Source organism: Streptomyces sp. SS8, from assembly GCF_054072955.1.
Window position 1 is genome coordinate 205363 of record NZ_JBSVCZ010000001.1, and the last position, 23919, is coordinate 229281.

General features: G+C 71.8%; 18 protein-coding genes, 1 tRNA gene and 1 pseudogene. 13 read left to right on the plus strand and 7 right to left on the minus strand.

Features of this window, described 5'->3' with window-relative positions; all coding sequences use genetic code 11:
- The first annotated feature begins 109 nt into the window (after nucleotides 1–109).
- From ACW69E_RS00885 to ACW69E_RS00905, 5 genes are all read left to right on the plus strand, one after another.
- Nucleotides 110–1495: a PP2C family protein-serine/threonine phosphatase gene (locus tag ACW69E_RS00885; protein WP_457496231.1), complete on the plus strand. Its 1386-nt coding sequence runs from the start codon at nucleotides 110–112 to the stop codon at nucleotides 1493–1495.
- A gap of 595 nt (nucleotides 1496–2090) precedes the next feature.
- Complete coding sequence (locus ACW69E_RS00890; RefSeq protein ID WP_457496232.1) at nucleotides 2091–3329, plus strand: FHA domain-containing protein; 1239 nt, start codon at nucleotides 2091–2093, stop codon at nucleotides 3327–3329.
- A gap of 156 nt (nucleotides 3330–3485) precedes the next feature.
- Complete coding sequence (locus ACW69E_RS00895) at nucleotides 3486–4214, plus strand: ABC transporter ATP-binding protein (protein ID WP_457496233.1); 729 nt, start codon at nucleotides 3486–3488, stop codon at nucleotides 4212–4214.
- Entirely contained in the window at nucleotides 4211–5281 is a 1071-nt protein-coding gene (locus ACW69E_RS00900; protein WP_457496234.1) for an ABC transporter permease, read from the plus strand. The genes ACW69E_RS00895 and ACW69E_RS00900 overlap by 4 nt, the downstream gene beginning before the upstream one ends.
- Before the next feature lie 82 nt (nucleotides 5282–5363).
- Nucleotides 5364–5768: a globin gene (locus ACW69E_RS00905; protein ID WP_457496235.1), complete on the plus strand. Its 405-nt coding sequence runs from the start codon at nucleotides 5364–5366 to the stop codon at nucleotides 5766–5768.
- Nucleotides 5769–5931: 163 nt separating this feature from the next.
- Here ACW69E_RS00905 and ACW69E_RS00910 read toward each other — a convergent pair whose 3' ends face one another.
- From ACW69E_RS00910 to ACW69E_RS00940, 7 genes are all read right to left on the minus strand, one after another.
- Complete coding sequence (locus ACW69E_RS00910; RefSeq protein ID WP_457496236.1) at nucleotides 5932–6660, minus strand: hypothetical protein; 729 nt, start codon at nucleotides 6658–6660, stop codon at nucleotides 5932–5934.
- On the minus strand, nucleotides 6657–7097 hold the full coding sequence (locus ACW69E_RS00915; RefSeq protein WP_457496237.1) for an acyl-CoA thioesterase: 441 nt from the start codon (nucleotides 7095–7097) through the stop codon (nucleotides 6657–6659). The genes ACW69E_RS00910 and ACW69E_RS00915 overlap by 4 nt, the downstream gene beginning before the upstream one ends.
- A gap of 6 nt (nucleotides 7098–7103) precedes the next feature.
- The gene (gene ettA, locus ACW69E_RS00920) at nucleotides 7104–8768 is read right to left on the minus strand and encodes an energy-dependent translational throttle protein EttA (RefSeq protein WP_457496238.1); all 1665 of its coding nucleotides are present in this window, start codon (nucleotides 8766–8768) and stop codon (nucleotides 7104–7106) included.
- Nucleotides 8769–8993: 225 nt separating this feature from the next.
- Nucleotides 8994–10442, minus strand: coding sequence for a Cys-Gln thioester bond-forming surface protein (locus ACW69E_RS00925; protein ID WP_457496239.1), 1449 nt, complete (start codon nucleotides 10440–10442; stop codon nucleotides 8994–8996).
- Between the two features lie 180 nt (nucleotides 10443–10622).
- The gene (locus ACW69E_RS00930) at nucleotides 10623–11018 is read right to left on the minus strand and encodes a single-stranded DNA-binding protein (protein ID WP_457496240.1); all 396 of its coding nucleotides are present in this window, start codon (nucleotides 11016–11018) and stop codon (nucleotides 10623–10625) included.
- Nucleotides 11019–11206: 188 nt separating this feature from the next.
- Nucleotides 11207–13189, minus strand: a complete 1983-nt coding sequence (locus tag ACW69E_RS00935; RefSeq protein WP_457496241.1) for a GTPase — start codon at nucleotides 13187–13189, stop codon at nucleotides 11207–11209.
- A 5-nt stretch (nucleotides 13190–13194) separates the two neighbouring features.
- The gene (locus ACW69E_RS00940; RefSeq protein WP_457496242.1) at nucleotides 13195–14832 is read right to left on the minus strand and encodes a dynamin family protein; all 1638 of its coding nucleotides are present in this window, start codon (nucleotides 14830–14832) and stop codon (nucleotides 13195–13197) included.
- A gap of 302 nt (nucleotides 14833–15134) precedes the next feature.
- Between ACW69E_RS00940 and ACW69E_RS00945 the strand changes: the two genes are divergently transcribed.
- The 8 genes and pseudogenes from ACW69E_RS00945 to ACW69E_RS00980 all read left to right on the plus strand — a co-directional run bounded on the left by ACW69E_RS00945 (nucleotide 15135) and on the right by ACW69E_RS00980 (nucleotide 23882).
- Nucleotides 15135–15207 (plus strand) — tRNA-Arg (locus ACW69E_RS00945).
- Nucleotides 15208–15363: 156 nt separating this feature from the next.
- Nucleotides 15364–17259, plus strand: a complete 1896-nt coding sequence (locus ACW69E_RS00950; protein ID WP_457496243.1) for a TerD family protein — start codon at nucleotides 15364–15366, stop codon at nucleotides 17257–17259.
- A 332-nt stretch (nucleotides 17260–17591) separates the two neighbouring features.
- Nucleotides 17592–18470: a hypothetical protein gene (locus tag ACW69E_RS00955; RefSeq protein WP_457496244.1), complete on the plus strand. Its 879-nt coding sequence runs from the start codon at nucleotides 17592–17594 to the stop codon at nucleotides 18468–18470.
- A gap of 457 nt (nucleotides 18471–18927) precedes the next feature.
- Nucleotides 18928–19790, plus strand: a pseudogene (locus tag ACW69E_RS00960) (helix-turn-helix domain-containing protein).
- Nucleotides 19787–19978, plus strand: coding sequence for a DUF397 domain-containing protein (locus ACW69E_RS00965; RefSeq protein ID WP_457496245.1), 192 nt, complete (start codon nucleotides 19787–19789; stop codon nucleotides 19976–19978). The pseudogene ACW69E_RS00960 and the gene ACW69E_RS00965 overlap by 4 nt, the downstream one beginning before the upstream one ends.
- Nucleotides 19979–20603: 625 nt before the next feature.
- Complete coding sequence (locus tag ACW69E_RS00970; protein WP_457496246.1) at nucleotides 20604–21029, plus strand: hypothetical protein; 426 nt, start codon at nucleotides 20604–20606, stop codon at nucleotides 21027–21029.
- A 31-nt stretch (nucleotides 21030–21060) separates the two neighbouring features.
- The gene (locus ACW69E_RS00975) at nucleotides 21061–23238 is read left to right on the plus strand and encodes a hypothetical protein (protein ID WP_457496247.1); all 2178 of its coding nucleotides are present in this window, start codon (nucleotides 21061–21063) and stop codon (nucleotides 23236–23238) included.
- 20 nt (nucleotides 23239–23258) lie between these two features.
- Nucleotides 23259–23882 (plus strand): hypothetical protein, encoded by a 624-nt coding sequence (locus ACW69E_RS00980; protein ID WP_457496248.1) that lies wholly within the window; start codon nucleotides 23259–23261, stop codon nucleotides 23880–23882.
- Nucleotides 23883–23919 lie beyond the last annotated feature (37 nt).

Sequence of the window (23919 nt, forward strand, 5' to 3'; positions counted from 1 at the left end):
GTTCGCCCCTGCCCGCCCCGCACCGCAGAAGTCCGACTCCCTCCCGCGAGCGGGAGGCATCCTCACCCCGGCCCGGAGGCCGGGACATCATCGAAGGAACCCGTTGACCATGCCGCAGCCCGACCGCCCTTCCGTCTGCCCCCGGTGCCATGAGCCGCTGGAGGACGGTGATCTCCACCGCGGCTCGTGCGGCGCCGGTCCGACGGCCGGAACGGGCGGCTCGCGGCCCTTGATCCCGCCACCTCCGGCGGCACCGCCCGTGCCTCCCGTCCCGCCGCCTCCCGCGGTCCCGCCCGCCGTACCGGACGCCGTACGGGGCGGATCGGACTACCTCCTGCCGCCCCCCGCCTCCGCGCCCCCCGTCCCTCAGGTGCCGCCGCCTCCGGCGGTGCCGCCCGCACCCCCTGCGGCCCCCGCCGCTCGGGCCGGAGACGACGCACAGGCCGAAGACGCCGGACGGTCCGGGGAATCGGGACGGTCCGGAGAAGCAGGGCAGGCCGGTCCGGCGGCGCCGGACCCGCGTGAGAGCCCGCTCCCGGCCGGCGCCCACGGCGGCGCCCCGGCCGACGGCACTCCGGTCGGCGGCGGACGGGAGCGGTGTGTCGCCTGCGGCACCGGCGCCGTCGACGCCGAGGGCCGCTGCGAGCACTGCGGCCACGCCCAGCCGCGCGAGCGCGACCACATGGAGGAGGAGTCGGAGGGGGTCGCGGCGGTCAGCGACCGCGGACTGCGCCACCACCGCAACGAGGACTCCTTCGCCGTGTCGGCCGTCTCCCTGCCGGACGGCTCCCCGGCCGTGATCGCCGTCGTCTGCGACGGGGTGTCGTCGGCGACCCGGCCGGACGAGGCCTCGGCCGCCGCCGCCGAGTCCGCGTGCGCGTCGATGAGACGGTCCCTGCCGAGCGGCGCCGACCCCCGGCAGGCGATGCACGAAGCCCTGGTGGCCGCCTCCGAGGCCGTCAACGCCCTGGCGCCGGAACCGCGCGACCCGGTGGAGAACGCCCCGGCCTGCACCATCGTCGGCGCGGTGGTCGCGGGAGACCTCCTCACCATCGGCTGGATCGGCGACAGCCGCGCCTACTGGATCCCCGAGGACCGCTCCACCGCGCCCGCCCGGCTCACCGAGGACGACTCCTGGGCCGCCCAGATGGTGGCGGCGGGCCTGATGGAGGAGGCCGAGGCGTACGCGGACGCCCGGGCGCACGCCATCACCGGGTGGCTGGGCGCGGACGCCTACGAACTTGACCCGCACACCGCCTCGTTCACCCCGGACCGGCCCGGTGTGGTGGTGGTGTGCACGGACGGGCTGTGGAACTACGCCGAGTCCGCCGAGGAGATGGCCGAGACCGTCCCGGCCGATGCCCGTGCCCACCCGATGCGGTCCGCGCGGCATCTGGTGGGGCACGCGCTGGACGGCGGCGGCCACGACAACGTGACGGTGGCGGTGCTCCCGTTCCCCGCGCCGCCCGGCTCCGGGCGGGCCGTGACCGGCTGACGCGCCGCCGCCGGGGCCGTCCGTCCGCCGGGGTGCCTCTCGCCGGATCGGGCGTACCGCGCCCCGCGACGGGCGGCAACCGGAACGAGTGCCGCCGGCGGACGGCCGGTGCCGCCGGACGGCACCGGCCGGAGGTGGCGCAGATCACGCCCGGCGCTTCCACCGCGGCCGGCGCGCCGCTGACGCGGCGCCCTGCGGCGGCGGCGCGGGACGCGGTGCGCCGGCCGCACCCGTCCGGTTCCGCTTCCGCCGCCCGGCGGCCCGGTCGCAGGTCGCAGGAGTTCCGGCCGGGCGGGAACGGTCCCGCGGGCGCCGGGTGGGACGTGGACGGAGCTCCCCGTCCCCGCCCTTTCGGCACCCGCCTCCCCGGGCGGCTCCGGGCGGTCGACCGGTGCGCCGGCGGGCGGCCGCGTCCCGGAAGCGGTGGGGAAGGCGGTGGGCGTAACCGCCCCCGAGCCCGGTACTGTTCCGCTGACGGCGGTGGTCCTTCGAGGCCGACGGGACCACCGGACGCGCGGTCCGAAGGCCGGGGCGCGCGAAGAAGCGAACGACCGAGCGACGCGACACGGAGCCGCGCGGAGGGGGAAGGACCGACATGCCGACTTGCCCGAACGGCCATCAGTCGGCGGCCGACGACTGGTGCGAGGTGTGCGGCCACCGCATGGCCTCCGCTCCGGGTGTGCCCGCCGGTGCCGTCCCGCCGCCCCCGATGCCCGGCCGCGGCGGCTACGGCTACCCCGGCCCCGGGGGCGACTCCACGGCGCAGGGCGAGCTGTGCCCGCAGTGCCGCACTCCCCGCGAGGGCCAGTCCCCGGTCTGCGGGGAGTGCCGGTACAGCTTCCTCTCGCACTCCCCCGCCGCCTACAGCCCGCCGCCTCCGCCCGCCCCGCCGTCGCAGATGCCCGGCGGCAGCATGAGCGGGCTGGACCTGCCGCCCGGCTTCCAGGCGCAGGGCCCGCCGCCTCCGCCCGCTCCGCCGCAGCACACCCAACCGCCGCACGGACAGCCCGACTACGGCCGCTCCGACTACGGACAGCAGCCCGGCTACGGCTACCCCCAGCAGCCCCCGGCCCCCCAGCCGCCACAGCAGCAGTCCTACCAGCAGCCGCAGCAGCAGGGAGGCGGCGGTGACGACTGGCCGCTCCCGCCGCCCTCGCACGGCGGACAGCAGACCGGTCAGCACACCCAGCCTCCGCCCGCCCCGCCGCAGCAGCCACAGCACCACGGGCAGCCGCAGCACACCCAACCGCCGCACGGACAGCCCGACTACGGCCGCTCCGACTACGGACAGCAGCCCGGCTACGGCTACCCCCAGCAGCCCCCGGCCCCCCAGCCGCCACAGCAGCAGTCCTACCAGCAGCCGCAGCACCAGCAGGGGCCGCAGCCCCCGCAGCAGCACCACCAGTCGCCGCAGCCCCCGCAGCAGCCCGCGAACTGGGCGGTGACCGTCGGGCCCGACCAGGAGTACTTCACCGCGATGATGCGGCGCAGCGGCCCCGAGGCGGCCGGGCTCAACATGCCCACCTACACCGCCGAGCAGCGCGTCCAGCTCAGCGGTCCCCAGGTCACCATCGGCCGCCGCCGCCACTCCACCGGCGAGTCGCCCGACATCGACCTGGGCCGCTCGCCGGAGGACCCGGGGGTCTCGCACCAGCACGCGGTGCTGGTGCAGCAGCCCGACGGGAGCTGGTCCGTGGTCGACCAGGACTCCACCAACGGCACCACCATCAACGGCGCGGAGGACCCGATCCAGCCGTTCATCCCCGTCCCGCTCCAGGAGGGCGACCGGGTGCACGTCGGCGCGTGGACCACGATCACCCTGCGCCGGGGCTGACACTCGGACCGGCCCCGGGCCTGTGCCCGGCCGGCGCCCCGGCCTGTGCCGGGGCGCCACCGCCCAAGCCCCCGGACAGGCCCGGCCCGCCCGGTGATACCGCCCCGGATCCCGGCCAGTACCGGAAGGTGATGTTCCGGCACTAGCCTCCGTCCCATGACAGACGCCGCGATCACAGTCGAGGGACTGCGCAAGCGGTACGGGGACGTACAGGCCGTCGACGGGGTGTCCCTCACCGTCGAACGCGGCGAGTTCTACGGCATCCTCGGACCGAACGGCGCGGGCAAGACGACCACCCTGGAGATCACCGAGGGCCTGCGCAAACCGGACGAGGGGACGGTCCGGCTGCTCGGCCGGTCCCCCTTCCCCCGCGACCCGGCACTGCTGCGCCGCATGGGCGTCCAGCTCCAGGCGTCGGCGTTCTTCGAGAAGCTGACCGCCCGCGAGCAGATCCGCACCTTCGCCTCCCTCTACGGCGTCTGTGCCGAGCGCGCCGACGCGATGCTGGAGACCGTCGGCCTGACCGAGAAGGCGGGCACCCGCGAGAACAGGCTCTCCGGGGGCCAGGCCCAGCGGCTGTCCATAGCCTGCGCGCTGGTCCACGACCCCGAGCTGGTGTTCCTGGACGAGCCGACCACCGGCCTCGACCCGCAGGCCCGCCGCAACCTGTGGGACCTGCTGCGCGCCATCAACGAGGAGGGCCGCACCGTGGTGCTCACCACGCACTACATGGACGAGGCCGAGACGCTGTGCGACCGGGTGGCGGTGATGGACCACGGCCGCGTGCTGCGCGTGGGCGCCCCGGCCGATCTGGTGGCGGAGCTGGGCGTGGACTCCCTGGAGGACGTCTTCCTCCAGCTGACCGGACGGGAGTACCGCCAGTGAGCGCCGGGACGTTCGCCAGCCTCTCCAGGGCGATGGCCCTGGGCCTGCTGCGGGACCGCACCGCCGCGTTCTTCATGCTGGTCTTCCCGCTGATGTTCCTGGTGCTGTTCGGCGCGCTGTTCCAGAACGACTCGACCGCACGGGCGGAGATCGTCCAGGTCGGCCGGGTCGAGATCTTCGACTCCCTGCCGCGCGAGGCGCGCGAGGGGCTGGAGGAGGTCCTGGAGATCAGGCGGTCCGACGACCGGGAGGCGGCCCTGGAGGAGGTCCGCGCGGGCGACGTGGACGCCGCCGTGTGGCAGGAGGGCGACGAGGTGCGGCTGCGCTACTCGGCCGCCGACCAGGTCCGGGCGGGGAACGCGCGGGCGCTGGTCGACTCGGTCGTCCAGCAGGCCAACATCGCCGCGACCGGTCAGCCGCCCGCCTACGGGCTGACCGCCCGCCAGGTGGAGGACGAGTCGCTGAAGGCGATCCAGTTCCTCACCCCGGGCCTGCTCGGCTGGGCGGTGGCCATGGGCGCGGTCTTCGGATCGGCCTTCACCCTGGTCAACTGGCGCAAGAAGCGCATCCTGCGGCGGCTGTGGCTGGCCCCGGTGAGCGCGGGCACGGTCATCGCGGCCCGCATCGGGGTGAGCGTGGGGCTGGCCCTCGTCCAGACCGCGGTCTTCCTCGGTGTGGCCTCCATCCCCTACTACGGCCTGGAGCTGAGCGGCCACTGGTGGCTGGCCGTGCCGCTGGTGGTGTGCGGCACGCTGGCCTTCATGTCCATCGGGCTGGTCGTCGGCGCCTGGGCGAAGACCGAGGAGGCGGCGAACGGGGTGGCCCAGGTGGTCATCCTGCCGATGGCCTTCCTCTCCGGCGCCTTCTTCCCGCTGGACGTGGCGCCGGCCTGGATCCGGACCGTCTCCGGCCTCTTCCCGCTGACGTATCTGAACGAGGCGATGCAGGACGTCCTCTCCCGCGGCCAGTCCTGGGGCGCGGTGCTGCCCGTCATGGGCGGGCTGCTGCTGTTCGCGGCCGTCCTGACGGCCGTGGCCGCCCGGCTCTTCCGGTGGGACGACGCCTGAGCCCCCACCCGCGCCCGCCCGTCCCGTGCCCCAAGGGCTCGGGGCACGGGGCACGGGACGGGCATCTGCGACCATGGGGGGCGTGATGGAGATTCCGCGTGGCGACGTGCAGACGCAGACCTTCTTCGAGCAGGTCGGGGGCGAGGAGACCTTCCGGCGGCTGGTGCGCCGGTTCTACGAGGGTGTCGCCGGGGACCCGCTGCTGCGGCCGATGTACCCGGAGGAGGACCTCGGGCCGGCCGAGGAGCGGCTGGCGCTGTTCCTGATGCAGTACTGGGGCGGGCCCCGGACGTACAGCGAGCAGCGCGGGCACCCCCGGCTGCGCATGCGGCACGTGCCCTTCAGGGTCGACCGAGCGGCCCACGACGCCTGGCTGCGGCACATGCGCGACGCCGTGGACGAGCTCGGACTGCCCCCCGAGCACGAGCGGCAGCTGTGGGACTATCTGGTCTACGCGGCCGCCTCGATGGTCAACACCCCCGACTGACACCCGCTCCGCCCCGCACCGCGCACGCACACGGCGCGCACGGCGAAGCCCCGGCCCTTCACGCTCCTGCGGGCCGGGGCTTCCCCGGTGTCGTCCACGGTGTCGTTCGAGGTGCCGTTCACGGAGGCGTTCGCAGAGGCGTCCGCGGAGAACGGAGACGCTCTCACAGCGGGGTGACGCTCAGCCCCGGCACGCCCCGCCCGGCGTCGCGCACGGCGACCGAGCCGTACGGGGTGCGCAGCCGCAGCCAGGTGCCGGCGGCCAACACCGCCACCGCGCCGTCCTGCCCGCCGGCGACGGACGGCGGCCCCTGCGGGCCGGCCGCCGGGGCCGGGCCGCGCGAGCGCAGCATGCCCAGCGCCTGCGCGGCGTGCACGGCACGCAGCGGCAGCCCCGTACCGCCGCCCAGGGGGCGGGACCAGATCTCCTCCGCCAGCGCGTCCAGCGCCTCCCGGGTGCGCTCGCCGGGCGCCAGCGCCTCGCTGCGCCGCCGGAACTCGGCGACCACCGAGGCGGCCGCGGCCCGCACCGGCTCGTACGGCAGCTCGCCCACCGGGCGCCAGCCGCCGCGCGGCGGCAGCAGCCCGGCCCAGGGCGGGCCGGTCACGGCCGCGGGCACGGAGAAGGACTCGGAGGCCTCGTCGAGGCCCTCCAGCAGTTCCCCGGCGGAGACCGTCGCGTCCAGATCCGCCTCCTCGGTCAGCCGGGCGGTGCGCACGGCCAGCACCTCGAAGCGGGCCGGGCGCGCGAAGACGCCCAGGACGCCGTCGCCGGCCGCCCGCAGCCGTACCGCCGCGGCCTTCTCCCAGCGCAGCAGCCGACCCAGGAGGGCGGCCAGCTCGGCCGCCTCCCCGGGGTCGGCGAACACCAGGCGTGGGGGCTGTCCGCTCATGCGGCGGCGGCCCCCGTCGCGCTGTCGTCCAGATACTCCTTGAGGAACGCCTTCTCCTCGTCACAGAGCCGGCGCGGACGCTCGCGCTCCAGGTCGTAGGGGACCACGACCGTCGAGGCCCGGACGTAGACGGTGTCCCCCTCGCCGGGGCCGTCCTTGACCTCGTAGGCGACCGTCAGCGAGGCCGCGCCGATCTTCGTCACCCACAGCTCGACCACGACCGGCTCGTGCCGGTGCACCAGCGGACGCAGATAGGAGATCTCGTGCCTGGCCACCACCGAGCCGCCGGTGAAGGCCCCCGACGCCGCCTGGCGGGCGAGCCGGAACATGAAGTCGATCCGCGCCTCCTCCAGGTACCTCAGGAACACGACGTTGTTGACGTGCCCGAAGGAGTCCATGTCGGACCAGCGCAGGGGGCAGGGGAATGTGTGGCGCACGCTTTCTCAGCCCCGCGTCAGCTTCTTGTAGGTGGTGCGGTGCGGACGGGCGGCGTCCGGGCCGAGCCGCTCGACCTTGTTCTTCTCGTACGACTCGAAGTTGCCCTCGAACCAGAACCACCTGCTCTCGCCCTCGTAGGCGAGGATGTGGGTGGCCACGCGGTCCAGGAACCAGCGGTCGTGGGAGACCACCACGGCGCAGCCGGGGAACTCCAGCAGCGCGTTCTCCAGCGAGGACAGGGTCTCGACGTCGAGGTCGTTGGTCGGCTCGTCGAGCAGGAGCAGGTTGCCGCCCTGCTTGAGGGTGAGCGCCAGGTTCAGGCGGTTGCGCTCACCGCCGGAGAGGACCCCGGCCGGCTTCTGCTGGTCCGGGCCCTTGAAGCCGAACGCGGAGACGTAGGCGCGCGAGGGCATCTCGACCTGGCCGACGTTGATGTAGTCCAGCTCGTCGGAGACGACGGCCCACAGCGTCTTCTTGGGGTCGATGTTGGCGCGGGCCTGGTCGACGTAGGAGATCTTGACCGTGTCACCGATCTTGATGGTGCCGGAGTCCGGCTCCTCCAGGCCCTGGATCATCTTGAACAGCGTGGTCTTGCCCGCGCCGTTGGGTCCGATGACGCCGACGATGCCGTTGCGCGGCAGGGTGAAGGAGAGGTCGTCGATGAGGACCTTGTCACCGAACGCCTTGTGCAGGTGCTCGACCTCCACCACGACGTTGCCCAGACGCGGGCCCGGCGGGATCTGGATCTCCTCGAAGTCCAGCTTGCGGGTCTTCTCCGCCTCGGCGGCCATCTCCTCGTAGCGGGTCAGACGCGCCTTGGACTTCGCCTGGCGGCCCTTGGCGTTGGAGCGGACCCACTCCAGCTCCTCCTTGAGGCGCTTCTGCCGCTTGGCGTCCTTCTGCCCCTCGACCTTGAGGCGGGCGGCCTTCTTCTCCAGGTAGGTGGAGTAGTTGCCCTCGTAGGGGTGGGCGCGGCCGCGGTCGAGCTCGAGGATCCACTCGGCGACGTTGTCCAGGAAGTACCGGTCGTGGGTGATGGCCACGACGGTGCCCTCGTACTTGGCCAGGTGCTGCTCAAGCCACAGCACGGACTCGGCGTCCAGGTGGTTGGTGGGCTCGTCCAGCAGCAGCAGGTCGGGGGCCTCCAGCAAGAGCTTGCACAGCGCGACGCGGCGCTTCTCACCGCCGGAGAGGTTGGTGACGGGCCAGTCGCCGGGCGGGCAGCCCAGGGCGTCCATGGCCTGCTCCAGCTGGGCGTCCAGGTCCCAGGCGTTCGCGTGGTCGAGCTGCTCCTGGAGCTTGCCCATCTCCTCCATCAGCTCGTCGGTGTACTCGGTCGCCATCTGCTCGGCGATCTCGTTGAACCGGTCGAGCTTGCCCTTGATCTCCGCGACGCCGTCCTGGACGTTCTCCAGCACCGTCTTGGACTCGTCCAGCGGGGGCTCCTGCAGGAGGATGCCGACGCTGTAGCCGGGGGCGAGGAAGGCGTCGCCGTTGGACGGCTGCTCCAGCCCGGCCATGATCTTCAGCACCGTGGACTTTCCGGCGCCGTTGGGGCCCACGACACCGATCTTCGCTCCGGGCAGGAAGCTCAGCGTGACGTCGTCGAGAATCACCTTGTCGCCGTGCGCCTTACGCGCCTTGCGCATGGTGTAGATGTACTCAGCCAAGAGAAACCGTCCGGCAATCAGGGAGTGGGCAGATACACCCCATCTTGCCGCACCCCCGCGCTGGGACGAAAACGAGTACCGCGGCGACCTGTGTCACGGCCCGGGGCCGTGAAAAGACCGCGTGCCGCCGCAGGAGGTGCGGCGGCACGCGGCCGGGTGGTTCCGGGTGGTCCGGGCGGATCAGGCGATCACGCCCGGACCGGTGGAGCCGGGTGTGGCGACGGCTCAGCCGTCGGAGCCGGCGGTGGCGGGCTTCTTCTTCCGGAGGAAGAAGACGGCGGCGCCGCCGAGGACCACCAGGGCGAGGGCGACGCCCGCGATGATCGGGGTGGTGCTGCTGCTGCCGGTCTCGGCGAGGTTGCCGTCGGTGTCACCGGTGGTGGCGTCGCCGGTGTCACCGCCGACGGTGGCCGGGCTGGGCTCGGTGGAGGGCTTGGGGCTCTCCTCCTCGCCGCCGCCGTTGCCGCCGGTGGTGGTCTCGGTCTCGCAGTCGAGGGTGCCGGTGAAGGTCTCCTTGAAACCGTTCGGACCGGTGATCGTGATGTTGTACTCCTGGTCCTCCTGGACCGGGACGGTCACGGTCTCGGAGCCGCCGGCCGGGATCTCGTACTCCTTGCCCGCGAGGGAGAAGGAGAACGGCTCGTCACCCTTGTTGGTGGCGGTGACGTCCACGCCGCCCTTGACGCAGTTCTTCTCGGCGGTCACGGCCGGGATCGGGCCCTCGTTGGCCCAGTTCGCGGTCGCATTGGCGGTGACGCTGGAGCTGCTGGAGCCGGCCAGGATCTGGGTCTGGCTCGGGTTCTTCGGGTCGACGCTGGTGAAGGCGCGGCCCACGGCGACCTCGGTGTTGGCCTGCGCGGTCAGCGAGGCGGTGCCGGGCTCGGTGCCCTTGGGCACGTCGAAGAAGAGCTGGTCGCCCTCCTTGGCGGTGGTCACCGCGTTGCCGTCCTTGTCGACGACCGTCACACCCGCGTTCGCGGCCTCCGCGCCGGGCGCGACGTTCACGGTCTGCGCGTTGGTGCGGACGGTGACCGGGCCGAGCTTCTCGCCGGCCTTGCCGGAGACGGCGGGCGGCTCGAGCGTGAGCGAGGCCTTCGGCTCGGCGAGGTTCTGAGCCTCCCGGACCAGGTACTCGGCGAGCTTGTCGGCGTTGTCGTCGTCCGCGTCGACCTTCACGTTGTCGGAGAAGTGCCAGATCGCGATCTGGGTGCCGGCGGCGGCGGTCTTCTCGGTGAGGTTCTCGGCACCGGCCTTGGTGGCGAGCGCCGCGAGGTCGTTCACCTGCGGGTAGGAGTTCTTCAGGATCCAGAGGATCTTGCCCGCGTTCTCGTTTTTGTGCAGCGTGGACTCGTCCCAGGAGGCCTCGCGGTACTTGGCGCCCGCGACCGTCCCGCGGCCGACGTCGATGCAGTAGGTCTTCAGGGTGCCGCCACCCTCGACCTTCAGCTCGAACAGGCCCGCAGCGGTGTTACCCGGATTGGGACCGTTGAGGATCTTGACGCCGGAACCGATCGTCACACCGGCCTTGGGCAGGGTGGCGAGCACGCCGCCCTGCTGGTTGTTCTCGTCTGCGACGGCGGTCCCCGCGCCGGCGATCGCTCCTACCGCCAGCATGCCCGTGGCTATCGCGGCGGCGGCGAAACGGGCGGGACCCCGTCCGCGTACAGAAATCATGGTCTGGTCGTCCCCTCGTCAACCCCCGTGTCTCAGGGGGTGATCGTAGGGAGCAATCGGAACGCGGTCCCCAGGAATATCAGACGTTACACACTCCGAGTCCCAATCGTTATCGGGGAATGCCGCAGAGCCGTACTCACCGCGACATAAGGGCAGTTACCGGCTGGTTGTGTGTAAGTCTCATGGACCTGCGGCCGGTTCACCGGTGGGAACGGCCCGCACCACGCGGCGGAACGACGAGGTGCCCCGGGCCAGGTCGTGCCCCACCGCCGTGGCCTCGATCTCCGCCGACGTCCAGCGCTTTCCGTCGCGTTCGCCCTGCTGCACTCGCAACCGCCCCTGGACGACCAGGGGTTCGCCGACGGTCACGGAGGCCGCCAGGTTCTCCGCGAGCCCCCGGAACGCCCACACCGTGTAGAAGCTGGTGTAGGCGTCCGTCCAGCCGCCCTGCTGCTCGTCGTAGCGCCGCACCGTGGTGGCCAGCCGCAGCCGGGCCACCGGATGGCCGGACGCCGTCTTCCCTGCCTCCACCGCCGACGCGGCGTTGCCGACCACCGTCACCGTCGTCTCGTTCACCGGGACCGCCCCCGTCCTCTTCCCGTTCGCTCCCGTACGGCTCGTACGAGCCGTACGGGAGCGATGCTGCCCGCACGGGGCGAAGTCCGCCGCGGCCTGTGGAGTACCGCCGGGTTGTGGACGACCCGGCCACCCGGACGGGTGACCGGGTAGCCGGGTAGCCGGGCAGAAGGTCTCCCGGCCCGGTCTCAGGCGCGGTCCGTGCCGCCCGCCGCGATGACGTACTGCTCGCGTACCTCCCGGTACCGCAGCAGTTCGGCGGCCACCGGCTCCAGCACCCAGGCCTGGCCCCAGCCGGTCGCCAGCCGCCGCAGTCCGCGCTCCTCCTCCAGCCCGTACGCCCGCGCCGGCCCCCGTGCCGCGATCCGGCAGCACCCGGCCAGCAGCGGGCCGCCCAGCGCGCCGCCCGTCAACAGCGCCACCGGCAGCCAGACGCCGCCCCATCCGGGCCCTCCGGCGATCAGGTCCACCAGCAGGTAGAGGCCGATCAGCTGGACGGCCAGCATCAGCCACTGCGCGCAGGCGACCACCGTCCACCAGCGCGGCCTCGGCGGCCGGGCCTCGGCGTCGTCCTCCTCAGCCGACGCGATCGCGTCCTCCAGCGCCTCCGGCAGCCCCAGCGCGCCGCGCCAGGCCGCGTCCCGCACCGAGCGGGCCCACGGCTGCGGCAGCCCGGCGGACGCCTCCTCGGCCAGTTCCCGGACCGCCTGCGCCAGTACGGGCCGGGCCACCGCGGCCCTCTCCGGCGCCGCGGACCCGTGCCCGCCCTCCCCGCTCCCCCGCCCGTCCGTGCCCCCGGAGGCCGACCCGCAACCGGGAACGGCAGCGGCACGGCCACCGGGTACGGCCGGGGCGGCGGCCGTCTCCCCGCGCCCGCGCCGCGTCTCGTACCGGCGCAGCAGCCGCGCCCAGGGGGTGCCACAGGCCTGCTCGGCGTGGCGCAGCCAGAGGCGCTCGGCCGTCTGCCCCGCCGCCCACGCGCCCACCGCGCAGGCCAGCCGGTCCTCGAACTCCTCACGCGCCCGCTCGGTCAGCCCGGCCGGGCCCTGCGGGGTGTCGGCCATGTAGACCGGGCGGAGCCGGGCGACCACGCCGTCCACGTCGGCCGACAGCCGCAGCGCGGCCGCCCGCCGCGACGAGGCCAGCTCGCTCAGGCAGTCCCTCAGTTCGCCGACGCCCTGGCCCGTGAGCGCGGACAGGGCCAGTACGGTCGCGCCGGGCTCGCCGTGCTCGCCGAGGGCCATGCCGTCCTCGTCCAGCAGCCGCCGCAGATCGTCCATGACGGTGTCGACGGCGTCGCCCGGCAGCCGGTCGACCTGGTTGAGCACCACGAACGTCACCTCGGCGTGGCCGGCCAGGGGCCGCAGATAGCGCTCGTGCAGCACCGCGTCCGCGTACTTCTCCGGATCTGTCACCCAGACCACCGCGTCCACCAGCCGCAGCATCCGGTCGACCTGCTCGCGGTGGCCGGGGGCGGCGGAGTCGTGGTCGGGCAGGTCGATGAGGACCAGGCCCCGCAGCGCCGGGTCGCGCGGCTGCACCCGGCGCCGGGCCCGGGGCGGCACCCCCATCCGCTCCAGCAGGCCGTCGGCGCCGCTGTCCCACTCGGTCTCCCAGACGCAGGCGACGGGCAGCGAGGTGGTGGGGCGGCGCAGTCCGGTCTCGGAGAGCTGGACTCCGGCGAGCGTGTTGAACAGCATCGACTTGCCGCTGCCGGTGGCCCCGGCGACGGCGACGGCGGTGTACGCCCGCGACAGCCTGCCGCGCGCGGTGACCTCGTCCAGGATCCGGCCCGCCTCGGCGAGCACCTCACCGTCCAGCCGGGTGCGGGAGAGGCCGACCAACTCCCGCAGCGCGCGCAGCCGTTGGCGCAGCGTCTCCTCCTCGGGCGCGGCGCCCGGCGCGGCGTACGCCCGCGTGCCGCCGGCGCCGTCCCACCACTCCTCCCGGCCGCCGGTGCGGCCGCCCCGGGCCCCGTCGAACAGCCCGGCGTCGAAGGGAGCGCCCTCGAACGGCCCGGTGTCGAACGGCCCGGTGTCGAAGGGCCCCGCGGGGAACGGCGCGCCCTCGGCCTCCTCCCGCACACCCCCTCCCCCGTCCGTGCGGGCTCTGCGGGCGATCAGCCCGTCGTCCCAGATCCGGCCGCCGTCGGTGCGGACATCGGCGCCCACCGCGATCACCTCTCCCTCTGCAGTACGGACAGTGCGGCGATCAGGGCCACCTGCTGGTCGGGGGTGGCGTCGAGATCCCGCAGGGGCGCGAGCCGGTAGCCGCGCTCTCCCCGCAGTACGCGGTCCAGGCAGTCCTCCAGCAGCCGCTCGCCGCGCTCGCGCAGCCGCGCCGCGGAGGCCGCGCCCAGGGCGCAGGCGAGCGCCTCGTCCGCGCCCCGCGCGCGCCGTCCGCCCAGCAGTGCGGTGGCGAGCAGCGCCGCGGTCTCCTCCGCCGACAGCGGGCAGCCGCTCTCGGCCGCGCGCAGTTCCTCGTCGGCCACCTCCTCCAGGCAGCGCCGCCAGCGCCGCGCCAGGAGGTCGATCCGCTCGGCGACCAGTTCGTCGGCGCGGCCGCACTCGGGGGCGCCGGGCTCCAGGCGCCAGGCGTCGGCGGCCTGCTCGTCGGCGTCGCCGACCGCGCCGCGCAGCAGGGCGGACAGTCCGTCGGCGAAGGCATCCAGGAGTTCGTCGCCGCCGCTGTCCCGGGGGAAGCCGCGCCAGCGGGCGAGGGCCTCGCCCGCCAGCAGCTCGCCGTCGGCGATCTGCCGCCGCACCCGCGCCCCGGCCCGCTCGTACGCGCCGTCGATGTGGCGCATCAGCCGCAGTACGGCCGCGTGCTGGGCCGCCGCCGCGCCCGCCAGCCCGGAGACTCGCGAGCGCAGCGAGGCCAGGGCTCCGGTGGCCGTCCGGTCGGCGGCGACCACGCGTGCGGCGGGGTCCCCGGCGTGGTGGAGCAGCCACTCGCGCAGCCCGGCCACGGCCGTGGCGGGCAGCAGCCCGGAGCCGCCGCGCGCGGACTCGGGCAGCTCGGGAACGGTGAAGCAGGGCACGTCGCCCAGGCCGGCCCGCGCCAGCAGGGCGGTGTACCGGCGGGAGAGCTCGTCGGCGACCTGGTGGGGCACCCGGTCCAGCACGGTGGCCAGGGTCACGTCGTACTCGCGGGCGCTGCGCAGCAGGTGCCAGGGGATCGCGTCGGCGTAGCGGGAGGCGGTGGTGACCAGGATCCACACGTCGGCGGCGCAGAACAGCTCGGCGGCCAGTTCGCGGTTGGCGGTCACCAGGGAGTCGATGTCGGGCGAGTCCAGCAGGGCGAGCCCGACGGGCACGGCCTCGGCGGTCTCGACGGCGAGCGCGGGCGGCGCGTCCGCGTCGCCGCCGTCCGCCGTGTGGTCGTCGTCGGGGAGGGCGGGCGGGGTGTCCTGCGTGGCCCGGCAGTCGTCCCGGCGTGGTGTCCAGACCCGTCTCAGCCGGGGCAGTACGCGGGGCCCGGCGAACCAGTGCTGGTCGGCGGGGTGGCAGACCAGCACGGGGGTGCGCGTGGTGGGCCGCAGCACTCCCGCGTCGCTGACCCGGCGCCCGACGAGCGAGTTGACCAGGGTGGACTTCCCGGCTCCGGTGGAGCCGCCGACGACGGCGAGCAGCGGCGCCTCGGGGGCGCGCAGCCGGGGCACCAGGTAGTCGTCGAGCTGGGCGAGCAGCTCGCTGCGGGAGCGGCGGGCACGCTCGGCCCCGGGCAGCGGCAGCGGAAAGCGGGCTGCGGCGACGCGGTCACGCAGCGTGGTGAGCGCGTCGAGCAGTTCGGTCCTAGCTTCCAAGATCGCCACATGCGCAGAATGCCCAATTTCGAATGGTTTTTGAAGTGCATTAGGGCTAGAACAGGGTGTTTTGACCCCTGTGGCCCGCGCCGCACCGGGAAGCGGAGGGCATAACGACTGCACAACACCCGCCCCGCCGGGCGTTCAAACCGATGCATGATTCGTACTCGCCTGCGATTATCGGGACCGCTTCACTGAACCTCCACAGGGTGTCGCGGACGTGAAGCAACCGGGAGGAAGCGCCCGGGCCCCTATCCTTGTCGCGGCAAGGTCACCCGGGGGCGCTCCGTCGTCCGTCCGCGACCGCTTGAGCCCCCGTAGCTCAGTGGATAGAGCAGGCGCCTTCTAAGCGCTTGGCCGCAGGTTCGAGTCCTGCCGGGGGCGCTCACAGCCTTCCGCCGCCGTCCGGTCCGCCGGGCGGCGCGCGCCCCCACCCCCTCGTGCCGCACGCCGTGCCGCACCCGCCCGACGAGGCCGCATAGCGGGACAAAGAGCCGTATGGGTTGAGGGCTGGTTGAATATCGCACCATCCTTGTTCCCATGAGCCTTGCCACCGCCTTTCCCGATGTATCCGGCATGCGCGACTACGCCCTCGACTGGGCTCTGGTCGACGTGGAGACCTCCGGTCTGGTGGCCCGCCGGGACCGGGTACTGTCCGTCGCGGTGGTGACCCTCGGTCCGGACGGCGAGCAGACGGGGGAGTTCTCCACCCTGCTCGACCCCGGATGCGATCCCGGGCCGGTCCACGTACACGGGCTGACGGCCGGGCGGCTACGCGGCGCCCCGGTCTTCGAGCAGGTCGCCGGGCGGATCGCCGCCATGCTGGAGGGCCGCGTCCTGGTCGCCCACAACGCGCAGTTCGACTACGACTTCCTGGCCCACGAGTTCGCCCGGGTGCGCAGGTCCCTGCCGGTCTCACGGCGGCTGTGCACCCTGGCGCTGAACCGGCGCGTGGATCCGCCGACCGAGGACCTGCGGCTGGGCACGCTGGCCGCGCACTACGGAGTTCCGCGGCTGCGCGCCCATGACGCGCTGGACGACACCCGCGTACTGGCCGGCGTACTGCGCGGCTCCCTGCGGGAGGCGGCCCGGCTCGGCCTGCCCCTGCCGCTCGTGCCCTGCCCGCCCCGGCAGGACCCGCGGTTCGCGCCGAAGCCCCCCAAGACACCGTGCGCCTTCCGCAACCCCGGGCGGCTGTCGCCGGGCGGGAAGCTGGTGCAGGGCATGAAGGTCGCACTCACCGGGGAGACGGCCGTCTCCCGCGCGGAGCTGACCGAGCGCGCCGTGGCCGCCGGACTGAACGTGGTGACCTCCGTCAGCCGGCACACCGGCGTCCTGGTCACCAACGACCCGGCCTCGGGCTCGGCGAAGGCGCGGCGGGCCGTCGCCGAGGGCGTACCCGTCGTCGACGAACACACCTTCCTGCGGATGCTGGACGACGTACGCCCGGGGACGCCGCACGGGCAGTCGGCCGCCTCCGTTGCCTCCCCGGCCGCCACGCCGCCGGAACCTGCGCCGGCCACAGCCGACGCACCGGACACGGCGTCCCCGGCGGACACAGCGGCCGAGCGGGCCGCCGGTACCGCGCCCGCCGCACCCGCGGCACCCCCGCGGCCGAAGCCGAAGCGGGCGGGCGGGCCGCTGGCGGGAAGGCGCGTGCTGGCCCTGGGCGGCACCCACCCCCAGGCCGTCGCCGCCCGCACCCGGATCGTCGAACTGGGCGGAGCCGCGGCGATCAACCTGTCGGCCGGCGTCACCGATGTCGTCCTCCTGCCGGGTGGCGACGGCGACCGGCGCATGCGCCGGATCACCGCGCTGGAGATCCCCGTACACGGCGCCGACTGGCTCGACGCCCCCACCGCCGCCGCGCCGGGCACGGAGCGGGCCGGCAGCCGGCAGGCCCCGCGGGTGCTGCCGAGGGGAGGGGTCGTCGACCTGCCCGGGCAGGACATGGGCGCCCTGTGGAGCGTCACCGCGTCCTGGGCCCAGCAGACGGCCTGCGAGATCGACCTCGTGGCCTTCGGCGTCGACGAGGACGAACAGGTCTCCCGTGACGAGGACTTCGTCTTCTACGGCGCGCCCGAGAACCCCGGCGGCACCGTACGGCTCCTCTGCGACGGCCCCACCGAGCAGACCGTCACCGTCGACACCGGCGCGCTGCCGCCCGCGGTCCGCAAGGTGGTGGTCGCGGCGGCCGTCGACGGCGAACCGGCCTTCGGCGACGTCGGCGCCGTCCAGATCACCGTGGGCCCGGACGGCGGCACGGCGCCGCTGGCCCAGGCCGTCCTCGACGCCGCCACCACCGAGCACACCATGATCCTGGCGGAGATCTACCGCCGCGGCCCCCTCTGGCGCCTGCGCGCCGTCGGCCAGGGCTACGACCACGGCCTCGCCGAACTCGCCCGCGGCTACGGGGTGGACGTCGCACAGGAGTGAACGGCGGGCCGCGCCGCCGGAACACCGGCTCGGCGAAGCAGCGTCCGCGCCGCCAGTCGATGCGCGTGACCTGCCGGCTCCGCCCGGCCGGCAGCAGGCGGCGCGGCCCGTCGGTGCGTTCGGCGAACAGAGCGGTATCGGCACGGCCCCCTGCATCAGTCCGGGACGGTTGAACCGCAGGGGCGCGGTGAGGCCCGTGTCGGTGCGACCTGTGGGGCGGGGCGCACCGACAGCCGAGGCGGGAAAGCGCATCGTCCACGCTCCCAACGGCCTTGCACGGCAAACGGATTGAAAGGCGCTCGGCGTCTTCCCGGGTCCTGTAGGTTCTCGCCATGTCCACGAGCAAAGCGAGCGAGAACCCGGAGTCGCGCTTCTCCACGGCACTGGTGAGCGCGGCAGGTCTTCCGGGCGTGCGCATCGACAGGGAGGCGTACCTCCGAAGTGCGCTGGCCCGCCACTGCTCCGAGGAGCAGGTTCGCAGAGCCATCGAAGAGACCCCTGCGGTGGCGGGTATCCCTCTCGAGGTTCTGGACAAAGCGGCCAATGACTCCATCAATTACGAGAGCGCCAAGGTCAGCACCCTCTCCGCGGCTGCCGGGATCCCCGGCCTGATCTTCCTCCCCGCCACGGTGTCCGCCGATCTGGCCCAGTACTTCGGCCACATGCTGCGAATCGCGCAGAAGCTCGCCTACCTCTACAGCTGGCCCGATCTGTTCTCCGGTGACAGCGATGAGATCGACGACGCGACCAAGGGAGTTCTCACGCTCTTCTTCGGCGTGATGTTCGGCACCCAGTCGGCGAACAGCGCCGTGGGGAAGGTCGCGGGAATGATGTCGGAGCAGGTCGCCAAGAAGCTGCCCCAGAAGGCACTCACCCAGGGCGTCGTGTACCCGATGGTGAAGAAGGTCGCGAAGCATCTCGGCGTCGAGATGACGAAGAAGACCTTCGCGAACAGTGTCTCGAAGGCCATTCCCCTCGTCGGGGCCGTCGTTTCCGGCGGGCTCACTCTTGCGACCTACCGCCCCATGGCCAAAAGGCTGAAGAAGCACCTCGCCGGCCTGGAACTGACGAAACCAGCGGACCAGATCGTGGACGCGGACGTCGTGGACGCGGAGGTCGTGGAAGTTCACGAGCCCTCCGCCGCAGACCGCACCGAGCGGCGCGGCCCGGACGACACCGCCGTCGAGCCGGAGAGCCCTCGCGCCTCATAGCTCGACGGGGTCGAACGGGCCGGGGAAGCCGCCGGGCACCGCTTTCAGGACGAACTCCGCCCACACCGTCTTGCCCGGCCCGCGGCGCTCGCGCACCCCCCAGCGGTCCGCGACCGCCTCGACCAGCAGCAGTCCCCTGCCCCGCTCCTCCTCCCCGCACTCCGGCTCCGCCCAGGCTGCGGCAGCCGGCAGGGGCGCCGGCCGCGCCGGGTCGCGGAGAACCGCTGGGCGAACGTACTTACGGTGATGGGCGGTTGGGAGTGCTGGACGGTCATGACGGCCAGCGTTCCGCCGCGAACCGCCTGCTCGTCAGGGCCGGAGCCAGTACAGATCCCGCTGTACCAGCGGAACCTGTGGACTGGGTCGGTCACGGGGTGTGACGATGACGAGTCTGTGACGTTGGGCAACGGAGCGGACACGCCTTGTTGCCGATGCGGGTACGGGGAGGCGGTTTTCCATGGCGGCGGACAACGACGGCGGGGCCGGGAACGGCGACGGGGACGGCGAACCGGAGCTGTCCGACAGCCTCAAGACCTTCGGGGCCGTCCTGAAGGTCCTGCGGGAAGAGGCCCGGCTGACGCAGGAGGAGTTCGCCCCGCGCGTCCGGTACTCCCCGCACTACGTCGCCGAGATCGAGCAGGGCAAGCGGTTCCCGCCCAGGGACCTCGTCGCGCGCTCGGAGGAACCCCTTCGGCCCCGTCGCCGCCCGCGTCCTCGCGGCGGCCGCCCGCAGCCTGACCCGCCGTGCGGGCCTGGCCTCGTGGTTCCACCAGTGGGCCGGCATCGAGGAGGAGGTGCTGTCGCTGTACACGTACGAAGTCGAGCTTCATCCCTGGGCTGTTGCAGCCGGAGCCCTACATCCGGGCGATCTTCGAGACTCGTCTTCCGCCTTTGACCGAGGAGGTCTTCGAGCGCCAGGTGGCGGCTCGTCTGGCCAGGCAGCAGCTCATCGTGGAACGCCCGGACACGATGTTCTCCTTCGTGATCGAACAGGCACTGCTGGAACGCCGCTTCGGAGGTCTCGACACCACACGGGTCCTTCTCGACCACCTCTTGGAACAGGGACGCCGCCGCAACGTGGAGATCCAGGTCATGCCGTTGCGGCAGGAGGACCACTCAGGGTTCGAGGGCCCGATGCGACTGGCCGAGACAGCGGACAACCGATGGATCGGATACGTCGAAGCGCACGACAGCAGCGCGCTGATCACCGACCCGAAAGCAGTCAGTGCCATGCTCCAGCGCTATGGCAAGATGCGCTCACAGGCTCTGAGCCACCGGGCTACCGCGAGCCTGCTGGAGCAGATGCGAGGAGCGCTATGAGCACCACTGAACCGCACTGGTTCAAGAGCGGCTACAGCGGCGGCGGGGGCGGCAACTGCGTCGAGGTGGCCATGCGCCCCGAGACTGTTCTCATCCGGGACTCCAAGGACGCGCAGCGGCAACCACTGTCCGTGTCCCCTTTCGCATGGTCGGCCTTCACAACCCACGCGGCGGGCTCGCGTCCCTGAAACCGCGAACGGTTGGCGGGGCGGCGCCTACGCGCCGCCCCTCGCCGAAGCCCCGCGTAAGGCGAAGGGGCGCCGTACAACGCCCCCTCCCCCGCCGCCTGACGGCAGGCACCTCATCGTGTCGTCCCCGATGGACCTCGTCGGCGCCTTGAGCTGCGTCTCGCGCTCCGAAGCCCTTCCCGTTCCCCCGCCTGATCTCGTCGTCAATGCGGTTCGCTCCTCCGGCCGCCAGGAGTACGCCACCGCGTCCACACCGCGCCGGGCCGCACCACCGACGAGATGGCGGCCCGCCTCCGGTGAGGACCCAGGGCCGCACGGCACCGGTCCGTGAGCGGCGCGAAGTCTGCTCCACGGCCCGCTACCGGATGCTTAATGCTGTGCGGGAACAAGGCCGGACCTGACCGGGTGAAGGGGCACTGAAGCGAGGGACGCCGCATCCTCCCCCGCCCCGACCCGGGCATGTTCGGAGAAGCCCTATGGACAGCCGGAGCCGGAAGCGCGCCGACCAGGAACACTCTGCCCGTACGGCGACTCACCGATGCCCCCGTTGGCACCCGCTGTCACCGCGTGCTTACCTTGTGTTCTCGGCTTGACCGCAGGAAGCCGTAGGGGGAGGACAACACGGATGTCGTTCGACGACGAGTGGAACCGGTTGGTGACGGCCGCGGAGGAGCGCAAGGCCGCGCAGATGCGGCCGAACCAGCTCGACGGCGGGGGTGGCTGGGGCAAGAGCGCCGACTCCTCGCACGGTGAGCTGACCGTGGAGCAGAAAGACCTGGCGGCCATCGGGGACGCGGCGTTCAGACTGCGCGAGCGGCTGATCAAGGACGGTGACCGCGCCCGGGCCAGCGGCTACGCGGCGGCCGCCGCCCTGAGCCGGGACTTCGAGATCGGCAGTGCTCTGGACTACGTCACGACCCGGTGGCGAGACCAGCTTCGGACCCTCACCGACGCCTGCGGCCACATATCCAACCACCTGGAATACAGCGACAAGGCCATGCCGATAACGAGCAGCACATCAGCGGCCTCTTCAACAGCCTCACCCACCTGAACGAAGGGTTTGGCGAGAGGACCCAGCGCTGATGGACTTCGACGCCCTGCTCTACGCCGAATTCTCCAAGCTGAACACGGCAGTCGGTGACTGGTCGGACATGGTCGGCCGCCTCAAGGACCTGGAGGAGGAGGCCAAGTCCGATCTCAAGGCGAAGGCGATGAAGGCCGACTGGAGTGGCAGCAACGCCGATGTGACCCGCGAGTTCATCGAGAAGACCGCCGGTGAGTTCGCCGACGCCCACACCCAGGCCACCTCCATCCGCAACATCCTCAAGGACATCCGTGACGAGCTGGTGGAGTACCGCAGGCAGCTCAAGGAAGCCATCGAGCGCGGCACGGCGAAGAACCTGACGGTGCGGGGCACCGGTGACAGTGGCTTCACCGTCACCGTGAACGTCCACCCCGACCGTGCGGCCGAGGACACCGGGGTCCCCGAGCGCAGCTCTCAGGACGCCACCGATCCGCGTGACGAGATCCAGAGCATCCTCAAGAAAGCCCGCAACAGCGACACCACCGCAGCCAAGGTCCTGCGGGCTCTCGTGGATCAGTCGGACTACGGCTTCTCCGACGGATACTACAAAGACCGCGACTCCGCCGCCGAGGCCATCAGAACAGCCGAGAAGATGGCGAAGATCGCCCGGAAGGGCGATCCCTCACTGGAGGAACTGGCGAGCCTCGACCAGAACCTTGAGAAGTACGCCAACGACCCCCTCTTCGCCGACAGGTTCGCATCCCGGTCCGGCGGCAAGGAAACACTCCAGTTCTGGAGCAACGTCACGTCCACCCATGCCGGCGCCCGGGGCGACGACCTCGAGATGCTCAAAAGTCTTCAGGAGAACATGAGCGTCACACTGACCACCGCCACACAATCCGACAGCCTCGGTATGCAGCGCTGGGAGAAAGAGGTGATGAGGGAGGGCAACACGGCGTTCCGCGGTGATCCGACGAAGGGTCTGACCGGCCCTCTGGGGCTCCAGGTCATGAGCAGCCTCATGAGCCACGGAAGCTTCGACAGCAGGTTCCTCGACGAGTACGGAAAACTGGTCTGGGAGAAGGACCGGAGTACTGCACTGGGGCCGGGACACACCAAAGAGGTCTGGGAAAACCACGGCTACTTCGACCTTGTCTTCGGGAAGGGGGACGGGCAGGACCCGGTCAACGGGTTCATGAACGCCTTGTCCCACAACCCTGATGCCGCAGAATCCTTCTTCAAGGACAAAACCCGCACCGAGCACATGCTCGAAAGCACGAAGAACACCGACCGCGGGACACCTGTGACACGGGCTCTGGAGGCAGCCGTGACAGGGGTTCCGCACGGCGGTGAGGTCTCTGCCGAACCCATCCCTCACAGCAGGAGTCAGGTAGGGATCGTCAAGGACGTGATGCACCTGGTCGCGAAGCCGGGCGGGGAGGAGCTGGTCGACGAAACCACAGGGGAGAGCCTGGGGCACATCGCTGCCGCATACATGCCGGAGATCAACCGTGCGATTGCGGGAAGAGGCGCAGAGACGATCTTCATGACGGACAGCGAGGCCCCAAATGAGCTAAGTCAGTCCGACGCGTACAGGTTCCTCTACAACTTGGCGAAAGATGACAATGCATACGCCTCCATGATCTACGGGCAGAACATCTACACCAGCAGCTCGATCGAGGCACATATCGCCAATCCGGACTTCTATGACGGCACCACCAAGGACGCAATAGGCACTATCGCCAAAAACTCCGGGATCATTGAAGGGGTGATGGCCAACTCTCGCCAAGACATAGAGATAGGGAATTCTGTCGAGCGCGACGAGAAGACAAACAAGGCGTTCGAGCAGCAAGGAGAATTTTTCAAGACCGCGGTGTCCACCGCCACAGCCGTTGGCGCGGCAGCGCTCGTTCCACAAACCCTCGCAGGCCAGGTCGCGGGCGCAGCGGCAAGTTCGTTCTTCGCCGGAACTGCCGCCATCAGGATCGACCACATCTGCGAAGGCCGCCAGATGGACGGAACCGACGAGGCGATCTACCGGAGAAGCCAAGGCTTTTTCAACGCGGAGGAATCCGGCACGAAATCCATACAGGATGCCGCCGGCCACGCCCTGGAAAAACATGATTCAGACCTTCCTCCGAACGACATGAAGAACTTCATCCGGAAAGAATTCAAGGATGGCTGGGTCAACAGTGACATCCTCCTGGAAAGCTCAACCAAGCGTTCCAGCCCGTGAGACTTGCAGAGGAACCGCGAATGAAGAAGGAAAGCAAGAATGCACTTCTGGCCACTGCCTTGATCGCGGGCGTTTCCGTTGCCGGCTTCCTGGGGCATCGGGAAATATTTCTGGACGGCGTAGAAGATCTACCGGACAGTGTGTGCAACGCCGCAGTCGATACTTCGATCGCCGACAGGGTGCTGCCGGACACAAGGAAAGTGACCGTGCACACCGCCCAAGGCAGGCCGGGGGATGACATCATATTCAGTTGCTCTCTGGCAACAGAAGAGGAGAGCATCCTGTCCGCCAGAGCGGAGATGATAAAAAACAGCCGGGAATCCTGGCGCAACTACCATGCGGACAACAAAGACGGGAAGCCCATTGACCTGGCCGGTGAGGTAGAGGCCACTTCCTGGCCCAGAGACGCGACTATCTACATCCCCTGCACGCCTCCATACCCTGAGGAAGGTGCGGGTTCGCAGCCGTACGCGCTGACCGTGACGGCGGGGATGTTCAGCGAGAGCCGGGCCTCGGGAGACGAACTCCGGCAGGCGATCGTGGACATCGGCTTCCAGGTGGCCGAACGCGCCTACGAGGTGGCCGAGTGCAAGGAGAAGACCGACTTCCCTCCCCGTCCCCCACGGGCGGTCGCATCACGGTGAGAACGCACGGCCCGGCTCGCACGCAGGGCGCCGTCCT